The sequence below is a fragment of the Limosilactobacillus pontis genome (genome assembly GCF_002940945.1).
Lineage (GTDB): Bacteria > Bacillota > Bacilli > Lactobacillales > Lactobacillaceae > Limosilactobacillus > Limosilactobacillus pontis_A.
In genome coordinates this window covers 35,910-61,812 of sequence record NZ_PNFV01000005.1, presented here as the reverse complement: position 1 = coordinate 61,812, position 25,903 = coordinate 35,910, and the positions used below count along the sequence as shown (strand labels likewise).

Sequence of the window (25,903 nt, the reverse complement as noted above, 5' to 3'; positions counted from 1 at the left end):
GTCATTTTAAAAATTAATCAGGTGATGATGAACAGCGTAGCGAATTAGCGCTGCTTGATTATCCAGGGCCAGTTTCCGCATAATGCTGGCCTTATGAGCTTCAACAGTCTTTGTTGAAATAAACAGCTTCTTGGCGATTTCCTTATTGGAATAGCCGAGGGCAATAAAAGGGAAGAGCTCCCGTTCCCGTTTGGAAAGCCCCTGGTAACCAGCCATGTCGATTGCTGTATTGCCATAGTTGATCTCCGCAAGGTCCTGCTTGGTGATCATGATATTGTTGTCGAGGTAACGCTCACCGTTTGCCAGATGGTACAGACCGGTTACAATCTCACTGGTGGGGGAACTCTTGAAGATATAAGACTTTGCCCCGTTATGGATTGCCTGGTTAATTAAGGACTGATCTTCGCAGCCTGAAAGAATCATGATCTGAACATTGGGGAAAGCATCATGAACCCTTTTAGTTGTCAGCAAGCCGCTTTCGCCTGGTGGCATTGCCAGACCGGAAATCAGGATATCTACGTTTCCTTGCTCAATTTGCATGTAAGCATCGACGCCGTTGTCAACCTGGCAGATCACTTGAAAATCAGAAAGTGAGTCAAGCAGGGTGTTCAGGCCCAGGCGGACAATCGCGTGGTTATCCGCAATCAATACGTTTTTCACTCTTGCACATCCTTACGTCACCGAGGCTGGGAGAAAAATCTGTTTTCTCGCCAGCCTCTTTATCACCCCTTATTATAATCCTTTAATAGCAGCAAAAAAAGGAAGCATCACATGCTTCCTTTTATGCTACTGTTTGGTAATTCCAATCATAATGGCCCCGATAACAACGAGCGCCAGACCAATCATTGTGAAGGTGGTTTCCTTCTTGGTCTTGACCTCGTGGAGGATTAGGAATCCGCCCAGTGTCGAGATGATTACGTTTAACTGTGAGAAGGTATAACCAACCGCCACCCCGTTGATGGCGTTGGAGAAGATGATCCCAAGATTACCAAATGCAAAACAAACACCTGTAATCATGTTCTCCCAGGTTTTGATCTTCCACATATCGTTGCCCTTTTGGAAGGCGACCATGATGAAGATGGTAATGAAGATTGCGACTGCCTGTGGGGGAATCATTTCCCAGCCGTCGAGGTGGAAGGCGGTCGGGAAGGAGGCGTAGGCAATGAACCCAAGCGAAGAAATCAGGAGGTAAATCATCCCTTTCTTGACGTTGGTCCCGGCGCCACCACCTTTCTCATGGTAAGCAGTCATGGCAATTCCGCCGATGATCAATGCCAGGGCACCGATCCCCAGCATCCACTGGGTCGCGGTAGTCCATTCGTGGAAACAGATTGCCCCCACCAGGGCGGTCCCGACTAGCTGCTCACCAACAGAAATTGGCATTGTCATTGTGACCCCAACCAGGTCAAAACTCTTGATCTGAAGAATAATACCAACACTAAAGCCAATTCCACATAGTGCTGAGCCGATCAGCAAACCGGGAGTGATGTGCGGTGGCCGGATGAAGAAGACGACAATTCCGACCAGTAAGGTGGTAAGCGCCATCCCCATTACCTTATTGGTATATTTACCACCAATTAGCTGCATGCTAATGACTTGAAAACCAAGGCCAAATGCAGGAACCAGGGCTATTAAGATATCTGTAATAGACATAATATCACCATCCTTTTAACTATCGAAGAATTATTGACGGCGCTTACAATTAAAAGTATAAGTTTGAATATTCACAAAATCAAGTTAAATATAAATACTGTTATAAGTTAGAGTGATTTACCGAAGAAAGGCCGGTGATTAAAGTAAGAAAAAATATTCCGATAGTAGTTATAATTCGGGATTAATTACTGTGCTATTATATATGTCAATTATCTAAAATCCGCTATAGATTACTGATATTATTGGGATTTACTAGGTAGACCATTTTTGGATAGAGGATAACGGTCTGATCGTTAATATGATTTTTGTATATAGTAAAATAAATATAGATGGAATATAACAGCGTTTATACATGGGGATTTCCCTAATTCTTATGGAAGCGATTGAAATGTATCATTAATAGTGTAGTAAGTGACGTTAATCACTAAATTGTTTTGATACCTAGTAACTTGAGGAGGTTATCCTGATGACTTCAAAATATAACCAAGAGCCAAAGGGCTACACAATGTCAACGGTGATGCAGGAAGCAGCACGTTGTCTCTTATGTGAAGATGCCCCATGTTCCAAGGCTTGTCCTGCCCACACTAACCCAGCTAAGTTTATCCGGAGTGTTCGTTTCCGTAACGTTAAGGGGGCGGCCGAAACTATCCGGGAGAACAACGCCCTGGGGGCCATTTGTGCCCGGGTTTGCCCAACGGAACGCTACTGTGAAAAGGCATGTACCCGTGCCAAGATCGATGGTCCAATCGATATCAGCGGGATTCAGCGTTACGTTACTGACATGGAACGCAAGGAAAACATGCAGATCCTGCATGCCGGTAAGGACAACGGCATGAGTGTTGCTATCATTGGTAGTGGCCCGGCTGGCCTGCAAGCAGCGACGACCCTGCGGCAGAAGGGTTATGCCGTTGATATTTACGAAAAGCAGGTTAAGGCCGGCGGTTACCTGACCTACGGGATTCCAGAATACCGGCTGCCAGAAGAGATTGTCGACTACGAGGTCCAGCGGATTGTTAACCTTGGGGCCAAGATTAACTACAATGTGACGGTCGGCAAGGACATCACGATGGATGAACTGAAGGCCAAGTACAATGCCGTAATCGTTGCCATCGGTGCCAGTGCTGCCAAGACAATCCCGATGTTTGAACACAATATCTGCACAGAATCCGCTATCTCGTTCCTGGCCCGGGCCAAGGAAAATAAGGGAAACATCGATGTTCCAGATAATGTGCTGGTTATCGGTGGTGGTGACGTTGCGATGGACGTTGTCACGACCCTGAAGAAGCTGGATGTTCCGCACGTTACGGACGTTGTCTACGAGGAATTCGACGAGTTCCGGGCCTCCAAGAAGGAACTGGCGGGTGCCCAAAAGGCTGGCGTGACGATTATCGATGGCTACGAGCCAAAGGAGGTTCACCAGAACCGGGCCACCTTCAAGCACCGTAAGATCGATAGTGAGCTGACCATCACGGCCGACAAGATTATTCTGGCGGTTGGTCAGAAAGTTGATGCTGATGGCTTAGATATCGACATTCAGCACAATGAAATCCCGTTCCGGGAAGCTCGCTACCACACCAAGGATCCTAAGGTATTTGCAACCGGTGATATTGTCGATGGCGACAAGACGGTTGTTGTAGCCGTACAAAAAGGTAAGGAAGTTGCCGAGGAAATCGATCGTGTATTAGGAGGACAAAACAATGATTAAAAAAGATCTATCAGTCGACTTTTTAGGGGTTCATTTTGAAAACCCATTCTGCTTGTCTTCATCGCCAGTCGACAACTGTTACGAGATGTGCAAACGGGCATATGATGCTGGTTGGGGCGGAATTGTCTATAAGACTGTTTCAACGGACCGTTTCGTGATCGATGAAGTTTCACCACGGTTTGATGAATTAACTAAGGAAGATACTCCTTTTGTTGCCTTTAAAAACATGGAGCAGCTTTCTGAGCACCCTCTGGAGCAGGATTTAGCCGACATGAAGCGGTTGAAGGAAGAATACCCGAATAAGGTGCTGATTGCCTCAATCATGGGTGAAAACGATGATGAATGGACTTATCTGGCCAAGCGGGTTGAAGAAGCCGGTGCCGATATCATTGAAATGAACCTGTCATGTCCACAGATGACCTCACACAAGATGGGGTCCGATGTTGGTACCAACCCAGCATTGTGTAAGCAGGATGTTATCGCCGTACGGAAGGGCAGCAGCCTGCCGATTATGCCTAAGATGACGCCAAACATCACGTCAATGGTTCCTATTGTCAAGGCTTGCCTTGAGGGCGGTGCGGCTGGCTTCTCACTGATTAACACTGTTAAGTCCGTTGCCAACGTTGACCTGGACAAGCATGTCGGTCTGCCAAACATCGACGGCAAGTCTTCCGTATCTGGCTTGTCCGGCAAGGGAGTTAAGCCAATTGCCCTTCGGTTCCTGCAACAGCTTCGTTCCGCTGCTGGTTTGGAACAACTGCCAATCTCGGGAATCGGTGGTATTGAAACCTGGGAAGACGCTGCTGAGTTTATTCTGATGGGGGCTACAACCCTCCAAGTAACCACTGCCGTCATGCAGTACGGTTATCGGGTCGTTGAGGATATGAAGAACGGTCTGATGCACTACATGGAAGAACAGGGTGTTGACCACCTGAGTGAACTGGTTGGTCTGGCTAATAAGAACATCCTTCCTACCAACCAATTGAACCGTAACTACAAGGTTTACCCAAAGATTGACTGGGATAAGTGTATCGGCTGTGGTCGTTGTGTCATTTCCTGTCAAGACGGCGCCCACCAGGCACTGAGTTGGGACGGCGATAAGCGTCTGCCAGTCTTCGATAAGGACAAGTGTGTTGGTTGCCAATTATGTGCGTTGGTTTGCCCAGTTGGTGCCATCAAGCTAGGGATTGTTGAGATGAAGCCGGGCCGGGAAGGCGACCCAAGCAAGATCAATGTCGGTTCTCAACGCCTGCACACCTACCGTCCGGCAGAAGCCAAATAATCAGTCTAAGTAATAAAAAAGATCAGCTATTTTTTGACTGATCTTTTTTGATTACTTATTGTTGATCTTTTGGATGTAGTTACGCGCGTTATAAAGTTCATAGACAACCCAGGTTTCGATCAGGGTGATCACGCAGATTACCAACATCGTGTAGAAATCGGGAAGAACAAAGAGGAGAAAAAGAAAGATCCACGAGATCCAAGACCACATACTCTCGATCTTGATGATGCGTTGGACTCGTTTAGTAGGGGTTACCCGGCCAGATTGGACAAAGATATTCCGGATCTGAGCAAAGTAGCGGATTTCAACGAAACTCTCAATGATAAAGATTGCAGTAAGGGTAATCAGAAAAAATTGTTCCATAATTAGTACTCCTTCAATAATGATCATATTCTACTTTACTGGTCTTTTGCCTGCTTGGCAACATCAATCATTTAACAAGTGATTATCGGATGATAGTAGAAAATCGAAAGCAAATAGTACCATTTTATAGACTGCTTTGTTATAATGAACATGGTAACGCAATCATGGACAGACAGTCCGTATCTGCTTAAGTTTAGGAGGCTTTGCAAATGAAGATCATTATCGTTGGTTGTACACATGCCGGTACTATCACTGCTAATCAAGTGTTAAGCAATCATCCTGATGCTGAGGTAACTATTTACGAAAAGAACGACAATGTTTCGTTCCTGTCGTGTGGGATTGCAACCTATCTCGGTGGGGTTACTAAGAACATTGACGATATGTTCTATTCCAGCCCGGAGATTCTGACTAAGCTGGGAGCCAACGTTAAACTGGAGCATGAGGTGACTCATGTTGACCTGAAGAATAAGTCGCTGACGGTCAAGGATCTTAATACCGGAGCTACCAGTGAGGACCATTACGATAAACTGATGGTTACTACGGGATCTTGGCCGATCATCCCTGGCTTACCAGGGATTGATAACCCTAACGTTTACCTCTGCAAGAACTATAACCACGCCAAGAAATTGTTTGAGGTTGCCCAGGATGCTAAGAACATTGTGGTTATCGGTGGTGGCTACATCGGTGTTGAACTGGTTGAGGCCTACAGCAAACAGGGCAAGAACGTGACCCTGATTGATGGTAACGACCGTCTGCTTAGCAAGTACTATGATGCCAAATACACAGACATCGTTACCAAGGATTTTGAAGACCATAACGTTAAACTAGCCTTTGACGAGATGGTAGCTGGATTTGAAGCTAATGGTCATGGAGTTACGGTCAACACCAATAAGGGGAGTTACCCCGCCGACATGGCCATTCTCTGTATTGGTTTCCGGCCTAATACCGGACTCTTCAAGGGTCAGCTAGAGTTCAACCAGGATGGCTCTATCAAGACCAATGCCTACATGCAGACTTCGGATCCTGACGTATACGGGGCCGGTGATGCGGTGGCAGTACATTACAACCCAACTAATCAGGAGGCCTACGTCCCGTTGGCCACTAATGCGGTTCGGCAGGGAGTCATCGCTGGGACAAACCTTTTCGGCAATACGATGACCTACATGGGGACCCAATCGACGTCTGGCCTCCAGCTCTACGATCACGCGATGGCCTCGACGGGAATGACCCTAGCCAGCGCTAAGGTAGCCGGTTTCGATGCCGATGCCGTTACGTTTACGGATAACTATCGTCCGGAGTTCATGCCGACCAATGCTGAGGTTATCGGAACGGTAGTCTGGGACCGGAGTAATAACCAGATCCTCGGGGCCCAGTTCATGAGCAGCTATGACATTTCCATGTACGCCAATGCAGTTTCGGTAATGATTCAGAACCGGAATACGATTGATTTCATGGCAATGGTTGATATGCTCTTCCAGCCAAACTTTGACCGGCCATTTAACTTCATTAACCTCCTTGGTCAGCAGGCAGTGGCCAAAGCAACAAAATAGCCTACCTGTCTTAATATACATAGTTACTATTGTATAAATATAAAATGATTGTTAAAATACAAAGTAGGTAGTGATTGCCTACCTACTTATGTGAAACGGCCAGCAGAGAGCATTTGCTTTCTGTTGGCCGTTTTTATGATCCAAATGTACCGTTGTAACTTAAGTGTCCCTAGACGAGGGTATTAAAAATTATTATGACTGCTGGCATCAAGACCAGGGAGACGACCCCACCGGTTAAGAGCAGGGTCTCCTTTCCAGTTTGGGGCAGTGAGGCGAGTCGGTCAAGATCCTGGTGCTTACTCAGCCGACAGTCACTTGGCGTTGTTAGGGTTACTTTCTTAACGTGCTTAGTATCGATGTTGTTGTCAGACTCGCTCGTGACTACCTGGTCCGCTGTCTGCTGGTCACTACTGCTGACGACCGGTACGGTAATCGTAGCCGTTGTCTGACTGTTGCTATTTGCGGAGACGGCGCTACTTGAACTTGAATGGCTGTCTGCCTTGGTGCTGGTACTGGTGGCGTTTGGGTTATTTTCGGAACGGTCAACCGTGCTTTGACCATTTTTGGTAGCCTTGCCAGGTTTGGTGTCGGTTCCTGACGTCACAGCCTTACTTGTGTTGCTATCCTGACTGCTAGCTGCACTGCTGTCGTCTGCTGGAGCATTATTCTTGATGCTCTGGCTGGTGCTGGGTTCGGTTGCCACCCGATCTGCGGCGACCAGACTGGTCCAAAGTAAACCAAGCAGCAGGGTGAAGCCAACCGTAAAAAGTATTCCAATCTTAAATCGGCTCTTCATGCCAGTTCCTCCAATTATATTCTCATTCATAAGTAATTATACCGACTTGTCAAACGTTTTCAACCGCCGATTTGACGGTGACGGATAACGACGAAACGGTCCAGGGTACTGGTGGCTAGCAACCACCAGCCCGTGCCTAGGAACAGTCCGGCCAAGACATCACTAGTGTAGTGATTGCGCAGGTAAACTCGGGAAGCCATCACTAGAAAGATCCAGACCATTGCCAGAATTGAACTGGCAATTCGTTGCCAGTGCCGCCTGAGATGGGGCCAAACCAGGGTCAGGATTGCAAGAACGAAGACGGTTGTGGCGAAGGTATGGCCGCTGGGAAAGCTAAACCCATTTGCTGGAATTAACTTGTGATCAGGGCGGGGACGTAAAATGCTGTATTTTACGGCAATCACCAGGCAGTAACCGACGAGCTGGAGACCGGCAAACCGAAGCCCCCAAGCACGCTGGTGGCACCACCAGCAGCCGACCAAGACGACTAGGGACAGGGGTAGGAGAAGAAGCGGATCACCAAGGTGGGTAATCATCGTGAATATCCGAGTGCGCAGGGGCGTTGTGGGCTGGAGAAGTTGGTAACCGAATTGGTCAAGCCGGTGGATCCAGCCAAGGTTTTGCCAGACTCCCCAGAGAAAAATGGCAAAGATCAGCCAGCAGCTAATCCCGATAAACAGTTTTCGATACTTTTTCATTTTAATTATTTTCACCTAGAATTTTGTCAGACTGCATCTATTATAACGATTTACAGGGGCATGAAACAAGGATAGTTCTGTAAGTTGTGGCTAAACATGTTAAAATAATTATCGATTTTCAATCTAATGTTTGGAGCGAAGAAAAATGGCAAAGATAACAAAGAACATTCCACTAGCAATTGCAACGGTAGCCCTGGGCATTATCGTCGGTTTCAGTTCTCTGCTGGTCAGTGTGGCCCTGGATCTGACCGAAAAATTGTTCCTGCACTTTCAGGAGACCAATCTGATCCCTGTCGATATCTCGGCTGGGGGGATGCGGCGATTTACTTCGGTCTTGATTGGGGGAATCATCGCCGCAATTATCTGGTATCTCCTCCAGCGTCACTATAAGCCCGTCAAGCTGGGCAAAACTGTTGCGGGGCAGCATATGCCACTAATTAAGACCATGATCCACGTCTACACCCAGATATTCTTTGTGGGAACCGGTAACTCTATTGGTCGGGAATTGGCGCCTCGTGAGGCTGGGGCAGCCCTGGCGCAAAAGTGGGCAGACCATTTCCGCGATAACAAGTTCTTGGATCTGGATGCTGAGGACCGACGAATGATTATTGCTGCTGCGGCTGGTGCCGGGTTTGCCGGTGTCTATATTGCACCGATCACCGGAGCCGTTTTCTGTATGGAACTTTTATACAAGAAGATCAACGCTCGGGTCATTGCCGTCAGCCTGACCATGTCAGTGATTGCGACGCTGATCGGTTCGATCGTTAAGGGCTATCAGCCATACTACCTGGTTGGGTCCAAGAGCTTTTCACTACAGATTCTGCCGCTGGCGCTCTTCCTTGGACTTGTCTGCGGCTTTCTTGGCACCCTCTTCAAAAAATATATTGGGCTGGCTAAGGCCCACCGGACGACCAAGATTAATATCCTGGCCCAGTTGCCAGCGATAGCCGCCGTAACCGGTGGAATCGCAGCCTTCTTCCCCCAGATTATGGGAAATGGCCGGGGGCTGGCCCAAATGGCAATGAATACGACCGGTCACAGCAGGACCGTCATCTTGGTACTGCTTTTCGGTCTGGTGGCCAAAGTGCTCGTGACCTTGTTCGTTATGAAGTGTGGTGGTTACGGTGGGGTTCTGACGCCATCAATTGCGGTTGGGGCGGTTATCGGCGCCTTTGCTGGAATGGTATACGTCAGCCTTGTTCCAGGGGTCACGATGGCTCAGGCAGCGGTTCTCGGTGCTGCCTTTTTGCTAGCGGCCTCCCAGCAGGCACCGCTAATGGCGATGTTCATGCTGTTTGAGGTTTGTCATTTGAACTTCTCTGCCTTCCTGCCATTGGCAATGGGAGTGGCAATTTCAATTGCCCTGTCAAAGTGGTTGCAGACTAAGGCCTTTTTTGCTTAATAAAAATGGTGTCCGTCAAATTAGATGGACACCATTTTTATTTTTGCTGGTGGTCGTCATCGTGGATGGTGACGTTCTCCTCCTGGTCAACATTATAGCGGGCCAGTAGGATCTGCTGATACTTATCCTCAATGACCTTGTCAACGGCCGTGTCGTCAATCTTCGGCAGCTCCTGACGAACCTTATCTAAGACGTCGTCCTTGAACTGCATCTCTGGTTTAACGGCTTCCTTGCCGGTTAGGACCGCCACCGTCTGATTATAGTCCAACTCCTGAGTCGTCCATATCGAACGGTCAGCGTCCGGCTGGTGGAGGACATCATCGCGGTCCTTCAGATCCTCCCGAAAGCCGTTATCATCGTATTGATATTGGTCTTCTGCCATCATTTTCTCCTCCTTACCATCCTAATTTAGCGCATTCTATTTTTCTTGTCTACCGTTTCGGCAGCTGCCTTTATGATGATGGAAAAAGAAATGAACCTGGACCTGCAGCCTAGTTTTTTTCGTAGGCTGCGCACATTTTCTTGACTGTACCAGTGATATCTGAGCTGCCTAAAATCATTGAGATAACAGCGACTCCGGCTACTCCTGCTTTGAGGGTAGCGGCGAGGTTGGCATGGCTGATTCCGCCGATGGCAACAACCGGGTGATGGCTGACTGTATTTAGACGGGTCAGCTCGCTGAGGCCGAGAGCCGGATCGGCGTCGGCTTTGGAACTTGTTGGGAAAACCGGACCGACGCCCACATAGTCCACCTCCGGCAACTGATTGGCCTTGGCAATTTCGTCCGTGGTGTTGCAGGAATAGCCAATCATCAGTTGGCCGCCTGCCCGCTGAATTACCGTTTCGATCCGCTGATCCTTCTGACCAACATGGACCCCATCGGCGCCTACTTGTAGGGCGAGTTCCTCGTCATCATCGATAAAGTAGGGAACGTGGTATTGGTGGGTGAGTTCGCGTAGCAGGGAGGCCATCTTAAGGGTTGCCGCCCGATTGAGTTGGGATCCATCCTTTTCCCGGTATTGAAAGGCAGTGACCCCGGCTTGCAGGGCAATTTCAACGTCGTGCAGGAAGCGCTCGGGATCGTTATCAACGTCTTGGGTACCGCCGACTAGGTAAACGCGGAGAATCTTTGGATTAAACTTCATCATCAGTCATCCCCCTTGATCTGGGCCCAGTGGTTGAGGGGCCCGTGGCCGTGGCCGACGTTGATGCCGTCGCGGATCGTGGCCTCGACATAGGCTTTGCCGGTTCGGATAGCCTCCGCCATGGAATGTCCCTTGGCTAGTTCTGCCGTGATGCAGGCTGAGATAGTATCTCCAGTCCCGTGGGTGTTGTGGGTAGCTACTCGGGATGCCGTCATCCAGAAATGGTGACCATCAGCAAGGAGAACAAAATCGTTGGCTGCATCGGCACTGTTGAAGTGGCCGCCTTTGACGATAACGTTTTTGGCGCCTAGGGTCTGGAGCTTCTTTCCGGCAGCGATCATCTCGTTTTCAGTAGTGATGGTCATTCCGGTTAGCTTCTCTGCCTCAGGAAGGTTAGGAGTTACTAGGTCGGCCAGCGGTATTAATTCGTTTCGGACCACACTGATGGCATCCTCGCTGAGCAGAGGTGCACCGCCCTTGGCAATCATTACCGGATCGACGGTCAGCGGACCAAAGTCATACTTTTTCAGGTTCCGGACCACCGCTCGAACATGGTCAGCATCCGCTAGCATCCCCGTCTTGCATGCCCGAATCTTTAGATCGCTGGCTAGGGAGGCAAACTGCTCGTCAATTATCTTGATTGGCAGCGGGAAGGCATCCTGGACGCCCAGGGTATTCTGGGCGGTTACCGCTACTACCACCATGGTTGCGAAAACATGGCGCATCTGCATTGTCTTAAAATCAGCGGCGATTCCGGCACCACCACCACTATCGGTCCCCGCAATTGTCAGGGCCTGGGGAAAATCATTGGTCATTGTTATCATCCTTTCCGTGCGTTAGCTGGGCGGTAAAGCGTTCGCTAGTCAGCTGACTGAGTTCATCGAAGAAGCGGGTCTGCCACTGACCGAGCCCGAGTGTATGCTGAGCCGCCGCTGCCCCAGTCATGCTGAAAGCAGTGGCTATTACGGCACTGCTGGTGATGGGACTTTCACCGACAGTTAAGTAGGCGGCAGTGAGACTGGAGAGCATATCCCCGCTACCAACGTTGACCGTCAGCATTGACGAGCCGGTAGGGTTAAGAAAGACATCCTGGCCGTCCGTCACGACATCGGTACGCCCGGTAAGCAGGACACAGGTATGATAGTGGTGGGCACACTGTTTGGCTACCAGAACCGGGTCGTATTGTATACTCCCGGCGTCAATTCCATGTCCAGCAGGTGCGAAGCCAGCCAGGGCCGCAATCTCACTGGCGTTGCCCCGAATAACGCTGAAGTAGTAGTCACTCAGCAGCTGATTAGCAATGGTCAGCCGGTAGTCAGCACTGCCAACAGCGACCGGATCAAGGACGACTGGACGCCGACCCGCGTTGGCATCCAGGATTGCCCGAATCAAGGCGAGCTGGGACTGGTTAATGGTGCCAAGGTTGATAGTGATGGCATCTGCCAAGCTGACCATCGCCTGGGCCTCTTCCGGCGCCTTTGACATGATTGGTGAGACTCCACAGGCACTCAGGGCATCCGCCACCTTCCCGGCTGTGACATCGTTGGCGACCGTCAGCACAACTGGATTTTTCTGCCGCACCTGGTCGATCAAGTGAGCGGGCAGGTTGGTAATCTTCATTTCATAAACACTTCCTTTGAAAAACGAAAACCGGCAATCACGATTCCCTGATTGCCGGTTTTGCTGAATGCATTTCCCTACGCGAGTACTGGCTCACAGGTTCTAGGATCCACGCTTACTGAGCGTATCTCAGTCCGGTCCACGGACACTCCTAATGCGATTGTTCAATTACTGACCTAAGTATAACACTTATCGGTCCAGATACTTAATTAATTGGGGCAAAAGGAGGTTAGTCTCCTGCTTGCCTGTCTCATATAGTTTCGACAGCTTCTTGGTGTTGCCCTCGATCCGACTGACCTTGACGGGATGCTGAGGGGCAATGGTGAAAAACTGTTTTTCCTTACTACGACGGTTAATCTCCTCGACTTGCTTATTATAGCTGGCCGGTCGGTTGATTGCTTCCTTGACGAAAGTCGGATAATCAGGATAGTAGCGCCGCAAGAGCTGGGCCACGGCGCGGCTGGTCGGCTTCTTACGGTAGTTGATGTCCCGGGTTCGGACGATGACAATTTTGTTAAAGCCCTGCTGCTGGGCGATATCGTAGGGGATGGAATCCGCTACTCCGCCGTCCATGCAAAGTCCTTGGCTGGTACGCTGGGGTTTGGAGATGATCGGCATCGACGAGGAGGCCTTCAGTACCCGGGTCAACTCGTCGCCGACCGGGTCGGTGAAGGTGACCGCCTTGCCATCGGTTAGACGGGTGGCGACTGCCGTAAAGTGGGAGGAGGACCGTTGGTAGGCCTCATCGTTGAAGTTCAACCATTGCCAGCCGTGATCTTCAAACAGGTAGTCCAGATTGATGATGCTCTGCCGGTGGAGAAGGTGGGTGATCGAGATGTAATCACGATCGTGACGGTGGTTGATATTAATCATTGCTGGTCGACCGTACTGCTTAGAAACGAAGTTAACTCCGCACAATGACCCAGCCGAGACCCCAATCACACTGCGAAACTCAATGTGGTGGGCCAGGAAGGCATCAACCACCCCGGCGGTGTACTGTCCTCGAAAGGCCCCGCCTTCCAGGACCAATGCTGCATTATATAACATTTGAACGACGCTCCCTTAAAAGTATTAGTTAGTATTATACAATAATTGGGCGCTAGCGGGTAATAACTGATTACAGCCTGCCGAAGAAAAGATGATAATAAATAAAAGCATGCATGATAAAGGTTGACTTGCCTGAACACCTTAATTTGTTTTGAACAGTTTAACCCAAAGAGTCCTATAATTTACCTAAGAGGTGGATAAGATGCTTTATATTGATACGAGTGCTGACGAAGAGTATTTTAAGGACCCGGTAATTCCGGAGGCCTTAGCGGTTTATCTACAAAAAGCACCCCAATTTCGTGACCAGGAGTTGCTATATTTCTATCACCCGATGGGTCCCGTGGTGATTCTTGGCCATTACCAGGATGTCTACCATGAGGTAAACTTTCCCTACCTGCGTGATCATCAGATTGGTTTGGTACGACGGAATCCGAGTGGTGGAGCGGTCTTTGTCGACCCTGGGGACCTGACCTTTGTTTACATTGACACGGCGCAGAAGGTCAAAACACCGAAGTTTGCCCACTACATCCAGCCGATCTTGGATACCCTGCATGAGCTAGGGATCGACGCCCAGCAGACTGGACGCAACGACCTGACCTATCAGGGCCAAAAGTTTTCGGGGATGGCCTTTGCTCAGATAGAGGATCGGGTTCTCTATGGCGGCACCCTGATGTTTGACGTTGATACGGCTATGGCTAACGCCGTCTTGACACCATCAAAGTCTAAACTAGCCGATAAGGGGATTAAGTCGGTACATAGTCGGGTTACCAATCTTAAGCCTTTCATCAAGCAGCCGGGATTTGATCGCAATGACCTGCAAGCACTGATTCTTAAGCATGTTCGAATGGCAAATCCTAATATTGAGACGCGACGACTGACTGATGATGAATGGGCAGATATCCAGCGTTTAGCAAGACAAAAGCTGGGCACCCACCAATGGATCTACGGTAGCGGGCTGACGGACTACTATATCGATGCCTACTTCCACGGGATCGGCAGCTTTGGCCTGGGATTCAATATTCGGAACAATTGCCTAATGGATGTAAAGATTCATGGTGACCTGATTACGATGGACCAGTCAGTAGCTGATCAGCTGGAGAAACGGCTTGATGGCTGTCGGCTGGAGCAGGCGGTGATTCAAAACACCCTGGAGCAGGCTAAACTTGATGACTTGTTGGTTGCAGGTGCTAGTCAGGAAATTACCACGAAGATTATTAAGGCGGTGACTGATCATGCCGATTAAGCAGGTTACCATATTTCAATTAAACTGGGGGCAGTTAGCGCCTATCTGGCATCCGGTGGTGGTGAAGGTTGAAACGACGACGGGACAGGCCGGCTGGGGTGAAGCTGGTCTTGCCTATGGCACCGGTGCTACAGGGGTTGCCGCCACCATCAAAGAGTTGGCGCCCCGGATCATTGGTCAGGATCCCTGGAATACCAACGCTATTTGGCAGGATTTCTATGAGCATACCTTTTGGGCAAAGAATTCCGGAACCAGCATTTACGCGGCCATTAGCGCCCTTGACACCGCCCTCTGGGACTTGAAGGCGCGTTGTATTAACCAGCCCCTCTATCAACTGTTGGGCGGCTGCCTGCACCGAAAGCTGCCGGCCTATGCCAGTCACATTGAATACGGGTGGGGACCGTTTTCCCGCTACGTGACCACCCCACATGATTTTGCTCGTTTGGCTAAGCGAGCGGTCGACGCGGGATACCTGGCCATCAAGGTTGATCCTGTTACCCAGGAGCGCGGCCATTCCATGCTCCCCAACCGGCATCTGCTAAGCCCGGCTCAACTTGATTGCTACTACCAGCGGGTCGCAGCAATTCGGCACGCTGTCGGTCCTCATGTACGGATTATCATCGATTGTCACGCTAATCTAACGCGGCGCTCAGCTCAACAGTTGATTCAACGGTTAACCCCGCTGGAGATTGACTACTATGAAGAGCTGCTTCCGACAATTGACCCGGCGCAGACGATCCAGCTTGCCCGGGTGACCGGGGCTGATTTGGCGGTAGGCGAACACCTCGCTGGACCGCAGACCTACCTGTCACTGATTCGGGACGTAGCGGTGGTTCAGCCCGACCTGGGCACTTGCGGCGGGATTACTGCTGCTGTCAAGATTGCTTCTCTGGCGTCAGCAAATGGTGTCGGTCTGCAGCTGCACGTTTGTGGCAGCCCAATTGCGACTGCGGCTGCATTGCAGTTTGAGGCAGCTTGCAGCAATTTTTTGATACACGAGGAGCATGAGATCAACCTCAAGGCTGCCAACTATGAGTCGGGCCGTTACCGCTATCAGCCACGGGATGGTCAGTATCTGGTACCGAGCCGACCGGGAATCGGCCAAGAATTAAGTGCGCTGGCTATTAAGCATGCGCACGCAACGATTGTTAAGTAATAAAAACTGCCGACTAGCTGATCGGCAGTTTTTTAGTGTTGGTCAGGGTGGTCGCTAATCTCCTGGAGAGCCTGGCGTTGCTGCTTCTGGTCCACGTGGGTATAAAGGTCAGTCGCTGAGGTCCCCTTCTGTCCCAACTGCTGGGCCACCAGGACCTGGTCCTTGGTGACGTCGTAGAGCTCTGAGGCAAGAGTATGGCGAAGTTTGTGCGGGGTCAGGGGATGTCCGAAGGCGGTTGAGTACTTCTTGACCATTCGCTCAATTGAGTTGGCGGTCATCCGTCGGGTTTCACCATGGTAGACGGTCAAAAAGCAGGCAACGTCCTTTTTAACGGCATGATAACGCTGGGCTCGAATCGCCAGGTAGCGCTTCAGGTAGGGGACGGCCCAGGGGGCAATTGGCACGGAATCTCGTTGACCACCTTTCCGGGTGACGTCGAGCAGAAGCTGTTTGAGGTTGAGGTCGCCTAGGTTCACGTTGGCGGCCTCTGAGACCCGGACTCCGGTACCCAGGATCAGGGTGATGATGGCGATGTCGCGCTCCCGGTTGTGCTGAAATGGTTGCCGGGCGCGTTTATCGCATCGCTTCGGGTACTCGTTTTCAATGAAGTGGATGAAGTCAAACTTCATCTGTCCCCGGTACATGTGTGAAGCTAGGGTGTGGGCCCGGTAATTCAGGGTCTTGGTGTCATTGAGCGAGTCAATCTTCAGCATAACGTTACGGTAGAAGTAGGGCTCGCCATCCTTAACATCAGCGGTGACCGTCAAAAACTTGAAGAGGGAACGCAGGGCGTTGATAGACCGGTTGATCGAAGTCGGTGAGTTCAGGTGTCCCTGGGCGTTGGTGCTGTGCTCAAGCTGGTCGATATAGAGCATGATATCATTGCGGCGCAGCTTGGCCAAGGCGTCGACGGGAATGCTCTGGTTATCGTCTGCCTTGACCAGACCGCTGACTCGTAGCCAGTCGAAGAAGCGGCGGATCTCGGTCAGGTACTGGTAGGTGGTGGTGACGGCATGGCTGGTTCCGAGGTAGTATTCGTTGACATAGTCGGGGAGTTTAGCCAATTCCACATTGATTAGTTTGAGGTACTTATCTGCTTCCAATCTTTTCACTCCATTATCCTTGATAACCCTATTATACCTTATCTCTGATGGTAGAAGAGTCCTTCACGTCTTACGCTACGAAAGTGCTATAATAAAAAGTAAGTAATTAAACGAGAGGAAGCTTTAGCAATGCGGATGGAGAAGAACAGGGCCTACGCTGAGGTCCTTCGGCAGCTGTCAACAGCAGAACTATTGGATCGATACTATGACAATCCAGAACTAGTAGACCGGATCTTGAAGGGCAAAGGGGATGCTACGGAGCTGAACGATGGTCCATTGACGATCAACGGGGTTCAGATGTCAGAACAAGATGCCCGGGACTACCTGATCATGCAGCTGGTCAAGCGGGCAGATCCAGACCCACGATAAACAACGAATAAGCCGTCATTTCGTAAGCGAGGTGACGGCTTTCTTTAGCTGTGTTAAAATAATTAACAATCAATGAGAAAAACATGAGAGAAAGTGTGATTGATCAAATGGTAGATTTGAAGCAGGTTAAGCAGCAGACCCGGCAAGGACTCACAGAACTGCTGAATCAGGCCCAGCTGAAAGCCGGTGACATCTTTGTTCTCGGCCTGAGCACGAGTGAGGTGCGGGGAAAAAGGATCGGCGATGATTCGAGCATTGAAATTGGCCGGACCATTATAAAGACGATCCTTGATACCCTGCGTCCCCTGGGCATTCACCTGGCCGTTCAGGGATGCCAGCACATCAATCGGGCCCTGGTGGTTGAACGGGCGGTTGCCAAGGACCATGACCTCGAGCAGGTTATGGTCTATCCGCAGATTCATGCCGGTGGAGCAGGGCAGATTGCGGCCTTTGAAAATTTCAAAGAACCAATTGAGGTCGAGCATATTCAGGCCGATGCCGGAATGGACATCGGGGATACGGCAATCGGGATGCAGGTTAAGTTCGTCCAGGTCCCGGTCCGGACATCGGTGAAGACGATTGGTGCGGCCCACACGACCTACTTATCCTCGCGTCCCAAGTACATCGGTGGTCCCCGAGCCAAATATACCTGGGATCCCTTCAACCAGCACGAGGAGGGCGGCCGATGAAAAACAACCAGCGCTTACGGCGATTGACCCTGGCGGCGTTGCTGCTGGCCCTGGCAGTAGTGTTGGGCCGCTTCTTTGTCATCCCCATCCCTTGGACCCACGGCTACATCAACCTCTGTGATGCCGGGATTCTGATTGCGGCGTTGCTGCTTGGCCCCGCTTACGGAACGGCCGTCGGGGGCTTCGGGGGGATGTTTTTGGACCTGCTATCTGGCTATCCCCAGTATGCCCTGTTTTCCTTAGTTGCCCACGGATTAGAGGGATTGACGACCGGTTATCTTGGTCAGCGGGCCGGTAACCGGCGCGGCTATCAGTGCCTGGCTTTGGTCTGTGGAGTGGTAGTGATGACCCTCTGCTACTTCTTCAGTGATTCTTTCATGTATCATACTTGGATGGTTGGTATCTTAAGTATTGGCGGAAACCTCCTACAGGGGATTATTGGTGGTGCACTGGCTCTTTGGCTGGTTCCGCACTTACGTAAACGAATGCAATAATAAATAAGCGCCTGACTGCTTTCACGGTCAGACGCTTTTTTGTTTAAAAATAAAAAATCGGAAAAACAGGATTCGAACCTGCGACCCCCTGGTCCCAAACCAGGTGCTCTACCAAGCTGAGCTATTTTCCGAAATCATATCCGTTCGCAACGAACGAATATTATAATAGCAAGAAAAGAAGGATTCGTAAAGCCTTTTTCTAAGAATTTATCAAATTTTCTGGCCAACCGTAGAGAAAACGTGCCGGAATCTCGTCTGCCAGCCAGACTTGATCGTTTCCAACATAGAGCTGAATCCCGGCCGCCTGAGCTGCATGGGTGTCAACTTCAAGGACCACGGGCTGGCTGTCGTGCCGGCGTCCAACCGCCTGCGCCGTTTGGATATCTGTTGAGAGGTGAACGAATTGTCGCTGCATTGGCAACAAGCCTAGTTCTCTGATACTTGGGAGAAACCGGCGGGCGGTCCCGTGATAGAGGATCGCCGGTGGGGTAGCAACCCGATGGTGGATAATGCCTGGGAGCGAGTGGCCGTACAGGGCACAGATTCGATCGCCCTTGATTTCAAAACGCTGCTTAGTACTGTGGGCGATCACGGCCGTAATATCATCCCTGGTCAGAGTCAGGTGGTGGACCCGGTTGAGGGCATCAATGAAGCAGCTAAGGTCAGTGTATCCATAGTCATTAAGCTTGATCCCATACTTATCCGGATTGTGGCGTAGGGCGTAGGACATCTTCTTGCTGAGGTATTTTAGCTTGTTATCTGCCATTTAATCACCTTCTCTTTATCGTACCACCTGGTTGGGGATCGTGAAATGATATAATTAAGTTATAAGATGAACAAAGGAGGTTATGAGATGAAATTAACCGATATTAAGACGATCACGAACGTCGGTGCCGGGACAATGGGGCACGCGATAGCTCTCCAGTTTGCCTTGGCTGGCTATCCGGTCCGCCTGTATGATCATAAGGAAGATGGGCTTCAGCACGGTCAGGCGGCAATCACTAGCGACCTGGCAACTTTCCAAAAAGCCGGGTTGCTAAATGAGGATCCGGGTGCCATCTTGGCACGGATAACGCCGACCACCGATCTGGCAGCAGCCTGTCGAGATGCTGATTTCGTAATTGAGTCGGTCGTTGAAGACCAGCAAGTCAAACAGCAGGTTTGGCAGGCGATCGAACAGGAGGTCAGTTCGACGGCGGTTCTGGCTACCAATACGTCGGGGCTGAGTCCGACTGCTCTGCAAAGTGTCCTCAAGTATCCGGCGCGGTTCGTGGTTGCCCACTTTTGGAACCCGGCCCAACTGATGCCATTGGTGGAAGTTGTCCCTGGCAATGCAACTAGTCAGGAGACGGTTGATTTAACGGTGGCCTTGATGAACAAGATCGGTAAGCATGCTGTTCCACTTAAGAAGGCCGCACTCGGTTTTGTCGGAAATCGAATCCAGTTAGCTGTCCTCCGGGAAGCCTTCCACATTGTCGATGAAGGAATTGCCAGTCCAGAGGCCGTTGATGATATTGTTAAGTACAGCCTTGGTCGCCGTTGGAACCTGGTTGGGCCCATTGCCAGTGCTGATTTGGGCGGGCTGGATGTCTTCAAGAATATCAGTTCCTACTTGTATGCAGACTTGGCCAATGATACTGGGACTGACTCAACCCTTGCAAAGCTGGTTGACCATGGTAAACTGGGGCTAAAATCCGGTCAGGGATTCTATGACTGGCAGGGAGATGCTGGTAAAGAGGTTATCGCTAACCGTGACCGGAAACTCCTCGCGCAGCTTAAGCGTGACCACGATAAGAGGGAGGATTAGACAGTGCAGCAAGAAATAAGGCAATCAACGACCACCGGTCAGGTGACGTTAACCCGGGCTGACGGAACCAGTATTCAGTTTAGCAACGGCGGTGTCGATGGCGAATTCGAGGTTATTATTACTGACCAGGCAACCATCCCCGCCTTGTTTGAGAAGGTCGGCGAGTTTGATGGCGAGTACTCCATTCGGGGGTTGAAGCTCGGTGCCGCCACCCCGGTTGTTAAGCTTAGCGGTAAGTACATTGTATATGGAAATCCCGCCAACGGGAATGTAATACTGGCCAAACAAAACTAGATAGTAAAACCACCGATCCAGGCAGTAATACCGCTGGGCAGGTGGTTTTGTGTTGTTTTAAATGGTAGCTAACGGCTGCTTACTGGTTGGCGCTGGAAAGCGTTTGGCCAGGGCGGTTAGCTCGTCATCTGTAAAGGTGATTGCGGCCGCTTGGATGTTAGCCAGAGCATGTTCTGGAGAACCGGCCTTGGGGATGGATAGGACATTTCCGTAGCGCAAGGTCCAGGCAAGCATAATCTGATAGACGCTGGCCTGGTGGTTGGCCGCCAGCTCGCCCAGGAGCGGATCGGTGGTGAGCTGTCCGGAAATGGTATCAGCCTGGGCCAGCGGCGAATATGCGATCAGCGGTAGGTTATGCTTTTTCATTAGGGGAAGAAGGCCAAACTCAATTCCCCGCTCATCAAGATTATAGAGGTCTTCATTAGCAACACAGTACTGGCCGGCAGGGAGTTGCCAAAGTTCCTGCAAGTCGGCAACATCAAAATTAGAAACTCCCCAGTGACGAATCTTGCCCTTGGTAACCATCCGCTCCAGCTCATCGACGGTCTCAGATAGTGGCACCGATCCCCGCCAATGCAATAGGTAGAGGTCAAAGTAATCGGTGCCTACCCGGCGGAGACTTTGGTCAAGGCTGCGTTCCAGCTGGCGGTGGCTGGCGTTTTCTGGTAAGACTTTGTCAATAATGTAGATTTGGTCACGTGCATATCCCTGAATTGCCTCTTTGACGACTTCCTCGGCGCGGCCCATTCCGTACATTTCGGCCGTGTCAATTACCCGGACACCGTGATCGAGGCTGATTCGGATTGCCTGGACCTCCGCAGGACGTTTCTGAGGATCATCTCCGGTATGCCAGGTACCAATCCCGACAGCGGGTAGAGACGTTGCCCCAATCTTAACTGTTTGCATTGCTATTCCTCCTTAAAGATTATTTATGTTTATTTTATCATAGGCTAGCAAAGCGCTTGCAAGAATTGCCTTTGAGGATAAAAAGATTACAAATATTAATTCTCAATGACAAAATGCGCGGTGCCTTGTCTGATCTATCCGACTAGTGTATAGTTGACTAGGTAAGCGTGATATAAATTAGGGGAGTTTGAAAAACAATGGGGACGCTATTGAAATTATTATCTAAAAAAGAATATTTTGTGTGTCCAAATTGCCACGAGCACTACGAATTCAGCCATAGTCAAGTTAAAAGCATGCTGAAGAAGTATGGTCACATCAATTGCTACTATTGTCGAACAGCACTTAAGCAGATCGATGAATAGAAGTATGGAAGCCGCGCCAACGAGATGATCGTTGCGCGGCTTTTGTTTTACTCACAACGGCTATTAGAGATTGTTATCATACCCTTTTGTCAGTATAGGATGGTTATTAATAATTATTTAGGTATTTACAAAAACGAACCGTAATTTTGACTTTTCAAAATCATGGTTCGTTTCCTATTCGTCTAAAATTATATAAAAATGAAATTAGTATTTAACGCTCTTGATTGTAAGCATGCAAATACCACCAACAAGGGCAAAAATGAATGATACACCGAAGACAGCAGAATATCCCCAAATTGAGATAACGGTTCCCGCAATTACAGGTGCAATTGCCTGAGTGATTGTATTTCCGAGGTTATAAACTCCCAAGAAGAAGGCAACACGGTTTTTATCTGGAATAACTTCGAGGTTCAAAAGATTATCGAGAGCGTTCCATAGGCCCATTCCAAGACCGGCAAATAGAGCATAGATGATGATTCCAGTCGTATTTCGCATAAAGAAGAGAGCAAGAGCAGCAATTGCTAAGAAGATTGTTGAGAAGCCAACCGGGAATTTAAGTATTTTCAACTTATCAGCGATCGGACCGGCAACAAACCCCATCAAGATTCCAAATGCTAACATGATTCCGTTAATCAGTTGAATTGATGACTGTGTTTGACTGCCTCGATGCAAGAAGTCAGTCATAATATAAAGGATATATCCGGTAATGGCAAAGTTACCAACACCTTGAAAAAGTTTACCGATTAATGCTAAATAGTAGTCGCGACCAATTGACCAGCGTGGGAATATCGAAGTGATGTAGTGCCAGCTAAGGTGGTACTTTTCTTTTTGCTTCTTTGCTGGTTCAGGGTTTTTCTCATTAAGATTTGATGGTTCATGAATAATTAAGACGGCAATAAGGGTACCAATAAAGGCAAAAATACCAAAAATAACAAAGCCAAGCCGGAATTGACTAAGAAACATTGCTCCAATAACATTGAATCCATTGTTACCCAAAGCCATCCCTAAACCACCATAAGCAGAGGAAGCTGTGGCACGGCCACCTTCAGGAGCAAAATCAATCCAAGCAACCATTGGGGCAACAATAAAGTTTAAGGCCACTTGTCCAATCATCCAAGCGATCAGCAATGCTGGAATGTTATAGCATAATGAGGCTCCAATCATGGCTAGCATGAAACAGAAACCACCACCAACAATCCAAGGTGCCCGTTTCCCGAATCGAGAATGAGTTCGATCGGAAAGTGCTCCGGCAATCATATTAGAAATAGCTGCAAATATCATTCCCATTGTTGAGAAGAGGGCAACCAACTGAACTTTATTCGGGGCATCGATTTTTTGGATCAGTGCCGGTAGAAAGAGGCTATTCATAACAACGTACGGACCTAACCAACTTGCTGGTCCAATCACGAGGGCTGGTAATAACCGTTTAAGATTTATTGTTACTTTTTTCATGTTTTTCAATCCTTTCTAAGAATTTCAGTTTTAACTTGGTAATATTCGAAGTCACCATGCGATTGATGCTCATATGCATCCACAGCACCAATGAAATTAAAGAGTCCGGTAAAACCGCCAATTTCACCTGGTTCACCATTGACTCCTTCATCAGAGAGGTAGGAGAGATCAAATTGATGACCTAATTGGGTCCATTTACAATCGGTGAAGCGATAATTAACGGTAGCAATACCATTATGGTAATTAATCCTAATTTCTGCAGTATTATTAGGAACCCTTACTTCATCAAACATAAAATCTATTCGTTGGCCAAGCTTGGCTTGTAGAGCCCGCAATACAAGGCCTTTTTCATTGTTGGCTTGACAAAGTCGAACGTAAAACCAATTGTTAGCATCATAATATAAACCAAGGCCAGCAGTTTCTGAATAGTGTGTTGGATGAAATTCAAGCTTAGTTTGAACATAGTAATTTAGTGAGGTTGCTCGTGTTCCCATAATCGATGGACTAACCTGAGAGAAGAATGAATTTCGACCGCTAATTGAAAGCTTGCCATTAACGACTTTAACCCAACTTTGATCCTGTTTGTGATAAGGAGTCATGAAGCGCTTGTCGTATTGGCCATTATTGAAGTGATCATCAATATCGAAAATATGGGCATCCTGTTGAACATCAGTGTTGGAAACCTGGACAGTTTGCTTAGCAAAATTACTACCGTCTGCCATTTCTAGCCATCCGTCATCAGTCCAATGCATTTGCTGCAGACCGGTTTCTCGACCAAGGGGATTAAGTTTAGTTCCGGCAAGTGGTCGAGACATTAGGTGAGCAATATACCATTTGTTGTCAGAAGTTTTAACTAATGAACCATGACCAGATTTTTGAATTGTTGAGTTTGGATTGTACATTTCAAAGTGACCGGCATCAGGGTCTCCAAGCGAGAAAAGATGGTGTGGGGATGAAGTAATAATCGGTTCGTGGGTTGGGTTGGCTTCGTATGGTCCGAAGATCTGTTTGGCACGTCCTAACTCAACACCGTGGGCATAACCTGTTCCGCCAGAAGCTAGCAAAAGATAGTAGTAGCCATTATGCTTGTAAATTTGTGGGGCTTCGACACAGCCACGGCTTGTAAAACCGGTGGTAACTCGATGCCAGCCCTTAATTTTGCCATTTGTTAAGTCAACTTCACTAATCACAATGTGGCCGGGTGCCTGATAGCCCTCTCGTGTTTCCCATTCGAGTACAGCTATATAATGTTTCCCATTTTCATCATGAAAGAGTGAGGGATCAAAGCCAATAGACGTTAGGTACAGTGGTTTTGACCATGGACCTGTAATCGAGTCAGAGCAAATGGCGTACGATTCAGCATTAAACTCACGTCCAGCCATATTCTGAACATGACAATATGCAAGCCAAAATTTTTTGCTTTCAGTATCGTAGGAAAGATGGGGTGCCCAAATACCAGCTGGCGTATTAGTTCCTTGCAGGTTAAGATCAGTGTCTTTTAAGGCATAGTCAATAAGTTGCCAGTTAACCAAGTCTGTTGAATGAAAAATTTGGATAGCCGGTTGCCAGTGGAATGTTGATGTTGCAATATAATAATCATTATCGACCCGTAAGATTGATGGATCTGGTGCCATTCCGGGAATAATAGGGTTTGTAATTGTACTCACGGAAATTTCCTCCTAGTGTAATAAAATGAACTTTTGAAGTTAGTTGATTCTTCAAATCAACTTCAGTAAAATAATATATTGGAAGCGGATACATGACAAGATGATTTGAGCTTTCCGTAGATTATTAAATATTTTTAAGTAAGAAATTACAGGTTAAGGTGAGAGAATGGTACAAAATCATCATGAAAATGTTGTTGTTAATACCAACATTGGCATTCGTTTTTGGCGGTCATCTACAGGGACAAGCGGCTATGTTCCTTTTCATTGGCATAGTAGTATTGAAATTGTTTGTGTTTTTGACGGTCGTCTTGACTTTAATATTGAAGGACAGCTATTTATATTAAAATCAGGACAATTTATCATAGTTCCTTCAGGTGCTGTTCATTCAGTTGCAAATACACCTAACAGGGCAATGGTTTTTCAGATTCCAATTTCGACACTTGAACGCTATCTTGATTACCCCGAAAAGGTTGATTTTAAAAATGGACAAGTAGATTTACCAGAATATAAAACAATTGTGAAACTTATTAAACACTTTGGAGAGGTTGATATTGCTCAAACTGACGGATATAAATTTGATAGTGAGATTATCCTTCTTAAGATATTAAAAATAATCTTTACTAAGTTTGCTCGACAAAGGTCATTTGTAGCCAGCAACAATCAACTTAAGAATGTAATCATTTATATTAATCAGAATTATCAAGAACAGTTAACTGTTAACTTACTTGCTCGTCGTTTTGGTTATAATCCCAGCTATCTTTCAAGAATTTTTAAGGAACAAACAGGGATTTCTCTGCTTAAGTATATTTATGGTGTGAGAATCAACCGCTTTTATCAAGATATTTTGAAAACTGATCGACCAATCAAAAAATTAATGCAAGAAAATGGTCTTAATAATGAACGTACAGCACGTAAGACCTTTAAGGAGATGTTTGGTATTTTACCAAGTGCATTGCGACGACAGGGAAATAAATAGTTGTGAAGATAGGGAGACTTGCAGCTTGGCTTCATTAAAACTATAATTTTAATGACAGGTTGATGTAAAAGAATACTTCTACCCTGATCTCGTTATTATCAGAACGGTGGCTTTGCTACTTTAG

At 48.4% G+C, this 25,903-nt stretch carries 27 protein-coding genes, 1 tRNA gene and 1 riboswitch; of the genes, 12 read left to right on the top strand and 16 right to left on the bottom strand.

From position 1 onward, the window contains the following. Positions 1–6: 6 nt before the first annotated feature. Together CK797_RS05310 and CK797_RS05305 are read right to left on the bottom strand one after the other, a co-directional pair. Positions 7–660 (bottom strand): LuxR C-terminal-related transcriptional regulator, encoded by a 654-nt coding sequence (locus tag CK797_RS05310; RefSeq protein ID WP_104688718.1) that lies wholly within the window; start codon positions 658–660, stop codon positions 7–9. Between the two features lie 126 nt (positions 661–786). Continuing rightward, entirely contained in the window at positions 787–1,653 is an 867-nt protein-coding gene (locus CK797_RS05305; protein ID WP_104688717.1) for a GRP family sugar transporter, read from the bottom strand. Positions 1,654–2,119: 466 nt separating this feature from the next. On the opposite strand from CK797_RS05305, the gene CK797_RS05300 reads away from it, so the two are divergent. Further along, complete coding sequence (locus CK797_RS05300) at positions 2,120–3,358, top strand: FAD-dependent oxidoreductase (protein WP_104688716.1); 1,239 nt, start codon at positions 2,120–2,122, stop codon at positions 3,356–3,358. After that, on the top strand, positions 3,351–4,640 hold the full coding sequence (preA, locus tag CK797_RS05295; protein ID WP_104688715.1) for an NAD-dependent dihydropyrimidine dehydrogenase subunit PreA: 1,290 nt from the start codon (positions 3,351–3,353) through the stop codon (positions 4,638–4,640). The genes CK797_RS05300 and preA overlap by 8 nt, the downstream gene beginning before the upstream one ends. A 51-nt stretch (positions 4,641–4,691) precedes the next feature. Here preA and CK797_RS05290 read toward each other — a convergent pair whose 3' ends face one another. Then, a complete protein-coding gene (locus CK797_RS05290) occupies positions 4,692–5,003 on the bottom strand; it encodes a hypothetical protein (protein WP_104688714.1) in 312 nt (103 codons plus the stop codon). 209 nt (positions 5,004–5,212) lie between these two features. On the opposite strand from CK797_RS05290, the gene CK797_RS05285 reads away from it, so the two are divergent. Continuing rightward, positions 5,213–6,553, top strand: a complete 1,341-nt coding sequence (locus CK797_RS05285; protein WP_104688713.1) for an FAD-dependent oxidoreductase — start codon at positions 5,213–5,215, stop codon at positions 6,551–6,553. Positions 6,554–6,722: 169 nt separating this feature from the next. Here the strand turns inward: CK797_RS05285 and CK797_RS05280 are convergent, their stop codons facing one another. Beyond that, the gene (locus tag CK797_RS05280) at positions 6,723–7,349 is read right to left on the bottom strand and encodes a hypothetical protein (protein ID WP_104688712.1); all 627 of its coding nucleotides are present in this window, start codon (positions 7,347–7,349) and stop codon (positions 6,723–6,725) included. A 59-nt stretch (positions 7,350–7,408) separates the two neighbouring features. Further along, complete coding sequence (locus CK797_RS05275) at positions 7,409–8,047, bottom strand: phosphatase PAP2 family protein (RefSeq protein ID WP_104688711.1); 639 nt, start codon at positions 8,045–8,047, stop codon at positions 7,409–7,411. 145 nt (positions 8,048–8,192) lie between these two features. Here CK797_RS05275 and CK797_RS05270 point away from each other — a divergent pair, with 145 nt between their 5' ends. Further along, entirely contained in the window at positions 8,193–9,449 is a 1,257-nt protein-coding gene (locus tag CK797_RS05270; protein WP_104688710.1) for a chloride channel protein, read from the top strand. 37 nt (positions 9,450–9,486) lie between these two features. Here the strand turns inward: CK797_RS05270 and CK797_RS05265 are convergent, their stop codons facing one another. From CK797_RS05265 to CK797_RS05245, 5 genes are all read right to left on the bottom strand, one after another. Continuing rightward, on the bottom strand, positions 9,487–9,831 hold the full coding sequence (locus tag CK797_RS05265; RefSeq protein WP_181049526.1) for a hypothetical protein: 345 nt from the start codon (positions 9,829–9,831) through the stop codon (positions 9,487–9,489). Positions 9,832–9,940: 109 nt separating this feature from the next. Next, on the bottom strand, positions 9,941–10,594 hold the full coding sequence (thiE, locus tag CK797_RS05260; RefSeq protein WP_104688835.1) for a thiamine phosphate synthase: 654 nt from the start codon (positions 10,592–10,594) through the stop codon (positions 9,941–9,943). Positions 10,595–10,596: 2 nt separating this feature from the next. Beyond that, positions 10,597–11,409 (bottom strand): bifunctional hydroxymethylpyrimidine kinase/phosphomethylpyrimidine kinase, encoded by an 813-nt coding sequence (thiD, locus tag CK797_RS05255; RefSeq protein WP_104688709.1) that lies wholly within the window; start codon positions 11,407–11,409, stop codon positions 10,597–10,599. Next, positions 11,399–12,214, bottom strand: a complete 816-nt coding sequence (gene thiM / locus CK797_RS05250; RefSeq protein WP_104688708.1) for a hydroxyethylthiazole kinase — start codon at positions 12,212–12,214, stop codon at positions 11,399–11,401. The genes thiD and thiM overlap by 11 nt, the downstream gene beginning before the upstream one ends. 57 nt (positions 12,215–12,271) lie before the next feature. Then, a riboswitch (TPP riboswitch) is annotated at positions 12,272–12,377 on the bottom strand. A gap of 26 nt (positions 12,378–12,403) precedes the next feature. After that, the gene (locus tag CK797_RS05245; protein WP_104688707.1) at positions 12,404–13,261 is read right to left on the bottom strand and encodes a patatin family protein; all 858 of its coding nucleotides are present in this window, start codon (positions 13,259–13,261) and stop codon (positions 12,404–12,406) included. A gap of 202 nt (positions 13,262–13,463) precedes the next feature. Between CK797_RS05245 and CK797_RS05240 the strand changes: the two genes are divergently transcribed. Continuing rightward, complete coding sequence (locus tag CK797_RS05240) at positions 13,464–14,504, top strand: lipoate--protein ligase (RefSeq protein ID WP_104688706.1); 1,041 nt, start codon at positions 13,464–13,466, stop codon at positions 14,502–14,504. After that, positions 14,494–15,660, top strand: a complete 1,167-nt coding sequence (locus CK797_RS05235; RefSeq protein ID WP_104688705.1) for a mandelate racemase/muconate lactonizing enzyme family protein — start codon at positions 14,494–14,496, stop codon at positions 15,658–15,660. Before CK797_RS05240 ends, CK797_RS05235 begins: the two co-directional genes overlap by 11 nt. 32 nt (positions 15,661–15,692) lie before the next feature. Here the strand turns inward: CK797_RS05235 and xerS are convergent, their stop codons facing one another. After that, positions 15,693–16,763, bottom strand: coding sequence for a tyrosine recombinase XerS (gene xerS, locus CK797_RS05230; RefSeq protein WP_104688704.1), 1,071 nt, complete (start codon positions 16,761–16,763; stop codon positions 15,693–15,695). Positions 16,764–16,892: 129 nt separating this feature from the next. Here xerS and CK797_RS05225 point away from each other — a divergent pair, with 129 nt between their 5' ends. The 3 genes from CK797_RS05225 to CK797_RS05215 all read left to right on the top strand — a co-directional run bounded on the left by CK797_RS05225 (position 16,893) and on the right by CK797_RS05215 (position 18,315). Further along, positions 16,893–17,132: a hypothetical protein gene (locus CK797_RS05225; RefSeq protein ID WP_104688703.1), complete on the top strand. Its 240-nt coding sequence runs from the start codon at positions 16,893–16,895 to the stop codon at positions 17,130–17,132. A 107-nt stretch (positions 17,133–17,239) separates the two neighbouring features. Continuing rightward, a complete protein-coding gene (locus tag CK797_RS05220) occupies positions 17,240–17,821 on the top strand; it encodes a TIGR01440 family protein (RefSeq protein ID WP_104688834.1) in 582 nt (193 codons plus the stop codon). Then, on the top strand, positions 17,818–18,315 hold the full coding sequence (locus CK797_RS05215) for an ECF transporter S component (protein ID WP_104688702.1): 498 nt from the start codon (positions 17,818–17,820) through the stop codon (positions 18,313–18,315). The genes CK797_RS05220 and CK797_RS05215 overlap by 4 nt, the downstream gene beginning before the upstream one ends. A gap of 57 nt (positions 18,316–18,372) precedes the next feature. Here CK797_RS05215 and CK797_RS05210 read toward each other — a convergent pair. Then, positions 18,373–18,446: transfer RNA gene (locus CK797_RS05210), tRNA-Pro, on the bottom strand. Between the two features lie 68 nt (positions 18,447–18,514). Beyond that, the gene (locus CK797_RS05205) at positions 18,515–19,081 is read right to left on the bottom strand and encodes an RNA 2'-phosphotransferase (protein WP_104688701.1); all 567 of its coding nucleotides are present in this window, start codon (positions 19,079–19,081) and stop codon (positions 18,515–18,517) included. An 87-nt stretch (positions 19,082–19,168) separates the two neighbouring features. On the opposite strand from CK797_RS05205, the gene CK797_RS05200 reads away from it, so the two are divergent. Then, a complete protein-coding gene (locus CK797_RS05200) occupies positions 19,169–20,122 on the top strand; it encodes a 3-hydroxyacyl-CoA dehydrogenase family protein (protein WP_104688700.1) in 954 nt (317 codons plus the stop codon). A gap of 3 nt (positions 20,123–20,125) precedes the next feature. Further along, positions 20,126–20,416, top strand: a complete 291-nt coding sequence (locus CK797_RS05195; RefSeq protein WP_104688699.1) for a hypothetical protein — start codon at positions 20,126–20,128, stop codon at positions 20,414–20,416. A gap of 57 nt (positions 20,417–20,473) precedes the next feature. Here the strand turns inward: CK797_RS05195 and CK797_RS05190 are convergent, their stop codons facing one another. The 3 genes from CK797_RS05190 to CK797_RS05180 form a co-directional block, all read right to left on the bottom strand. Further along, a complete protein-coding gene (locus CK797_RS05190) occupies positions 20,474–21,322 on the bottom strand; it encodes an aldo/keto reductase (protein WP_104688698.1) in 849 nt (282 codons plus the stop codon). 566 nt (positions 21,323–21,888) lie between these two features. Beyond that, complete coding sequence (locus CK797_RS05185) at positions 21,889–23,136, bottom strand: MFS transporter (protein ID WP_104688697.1); 1,248 nt, start codon at positions 23,134–23,136, stop codon at positions 21,889–21,891. A 5-nt stretch (positions 23,137–23,141) separates the two neighbouring features. Continuing rightward, positions 23,142–24,803 (bottom strand): family 43 glycosylhydrolase, encoded by a 1,662-nt coding sequence (locus CK797_RS05180; protein ID WP_104688696.1) that lies wholly within the window; start codon positions 24,801–24,803, stop codon positions 23,142–23,144. 166 nt (positions 24,804–24,969) lie between these two features. On the opposite strand from CK797_RS05180, the gene CK797_RS05175 reads away from it, so the two are divergent. Continuing rightward, positions 24,970–25,779 (top strand): AraC family transcriptional regulator, encoded by an 810-nt coding sequence (locus CK797_RS05175; protein ID WP_104688695.1) that lies wholly within the window; start codon positions 24,970–24,972, stop codon positions 25,777–25,779. The last annotated feature ends 124 nt before the right edge of the window (positions 25,780–25,903 follow it).

What these genes read in the sequence shown, in the direction of transcription:
- CK797_RS05175 (WP_104688695.1), top strand. Translation starts at nt 24,970, where the DNA reads ATGGTACAAAATCATCATGAAAATGTTGTTGTTAATACCAACATTGGC.
- thiE (WP_104688835.1), bottom strand. Translation starts at nt 10,594, where the DNA reads ATGAAGTTTAATCCAAAGATTCTCCGCGTTTACCTAGTCGGCGGTACC.
- CK797_RS05215 (WP_104688702.1), top strand. Translation starts at nt 17,818, where the DNA reads ATGAAAAACAACCAGCGCTTACGGCGATTGACCCTGGCGGCGTTGCTG.
- CK797_RS05205 (WP_104688701.1), bottom strand. Translation starts at nt 19,081, where the DNA reads ATGGCAGATAACAAGCTAAAATACCTCAGCAAGAAGATGTCCTACGCC.
- CK797_RS05245 (WP_104688707.1), bottom strand. Translation starts at nt 13,261, where the DNA reads ATGTTATATAATGCAGCATTGGTCCTGGAAGGCGGGGCCTTTCGAGGA.
- CK797_RS05235 (WP_104688705.1), top strand. Translation starts at nt 14,494, where the DNA reads ATGCCGATTAAGCAGGTTACCATATTTCAATTAAACTGGGGGCAGTTA.
- CK797_RS05225 (WP_104688703.1), top strand. Translation starts at nt 16,893, where the DNA reads ATGCGGATGGAGAAGAACAGGGCCTACGCTGAGGTCCTTCGGCAGCTG.
- CK797_RS05190 (WP_104688698.1), bottom strand. Translation starts at nt 21,322, where the DNA reads ATGCAAACAGTTAAGATTGGGGCAACGTCTCTACCCGCTGTCGGGATT.
- CK797_RS05185 (WP_104688697.1), bottom strand. Translation starts at nt 23,136, where the DNA reads ATGAAAAAAGTAACAATAAATCTTAAACGGTTATTACCAGCCCTCGTG.
- CK797_RS05305 (WP_104688717.1), bottom strand. Translation starts at nt 1,653, where the DNA reads ATGTCTATTACAGATATCTTAATAGCCCTGGTTCCTGCATTTGGCCTT.
- CK797_RS05275 (WP_104688711.1), bottom strand. Translation starts at nt 8,047, where the DNA reads ATGAAAAAGTATCGAAAACTGTTTATCGGGATTAGCTGCTGGCTGATC.
- CK797_RS05265 (WP_181049526.1), bottom strand. Translation starts at nt 9,831, where the DNA reads ATGGCAGAAGACCAATATCAATACGATGATAACGGCTTTCGGGAGGAT.
- preA (WP_104688715.1), top strand. Translation starts at nt 3,351, where the DNA reads ATGATTAAAAAAGATCTATCAGTCGACTTTTTAGGGGTTCATTTTGAA.
- CK797_RS05300 (WP_104688716.1), top strand. Translation starts at nt 2,120, where the DNA reads ATGACTTCAAAATATAACCAAGAGCCAAAGGGCTACACAATGTCAACG.
- CK797_RS05240 (WP_104688706.1), top strand. Translation starts at nt 13,464, where the DNA reads ATGCTTTATATTGATACGAGTGCTGACGAAGAGTATTTTAAGGACCCG.
- CK797_RS05220 (WP_104688834.1), top strand. Translation starts at nt 17,240, where the DNA reads ATGGTAGATTTGAAGCAGGTTAAGCAGCAGACCCGGCAAGGACTCACA.
- CK797_RS05290 (WP_104688714.1), bottom strand. Translation starts at nt 5,003, where the DNA reads ATGGAACAATTTTTTCTGATTACCCTTACTGCAATCTTTATCATTGAG.
- thiM (WP_104688708.1), bottom strand. Translation starts at nt 12,214, where the DNA reads ATGAAGATTACCAACCTGCCCGCTCACTTGATCGACCAGGTGCGGCAG.
- thiD (WP_104688709.1), bottom strand. Translation starts at nt 11,409, where the DNA reads ATGACCAATGATTTTCCCCAGGCCCTGACAATTGCGGGGACCGATAGT.
- CK797_RS05200 (WP_104688700.1), top strand. Translation starts at nt 19,169, where the DNA reads ATGAAATTAACCGATATTAAGACGATCACGAACGTCGGTGCCGGGACA.
- CK797_RS05270 (WP_104688710.1), top strand. Translation starts at nt 8,193, where the DNA reads ATGGCAAAGATAACAAAGAACATTCCACTAGCAATTGCAACGGTAGCC.
- CK797_RS05280 (WP_104688712.1), bottom strand. Translation starts at nt 7,349, where the DNA reads ATGAAGAGCCGATTTAAGATTGGAATACTTTTTACGGTTGGCTTCACC.
- CK797_RS05285 (WP_104688713.1), top strand. Translation starts at nt 5,213, where the DNA reads ATGAAGATCATTATCGTTGGTTGTACACATGCCGGTACTATCACTGCT.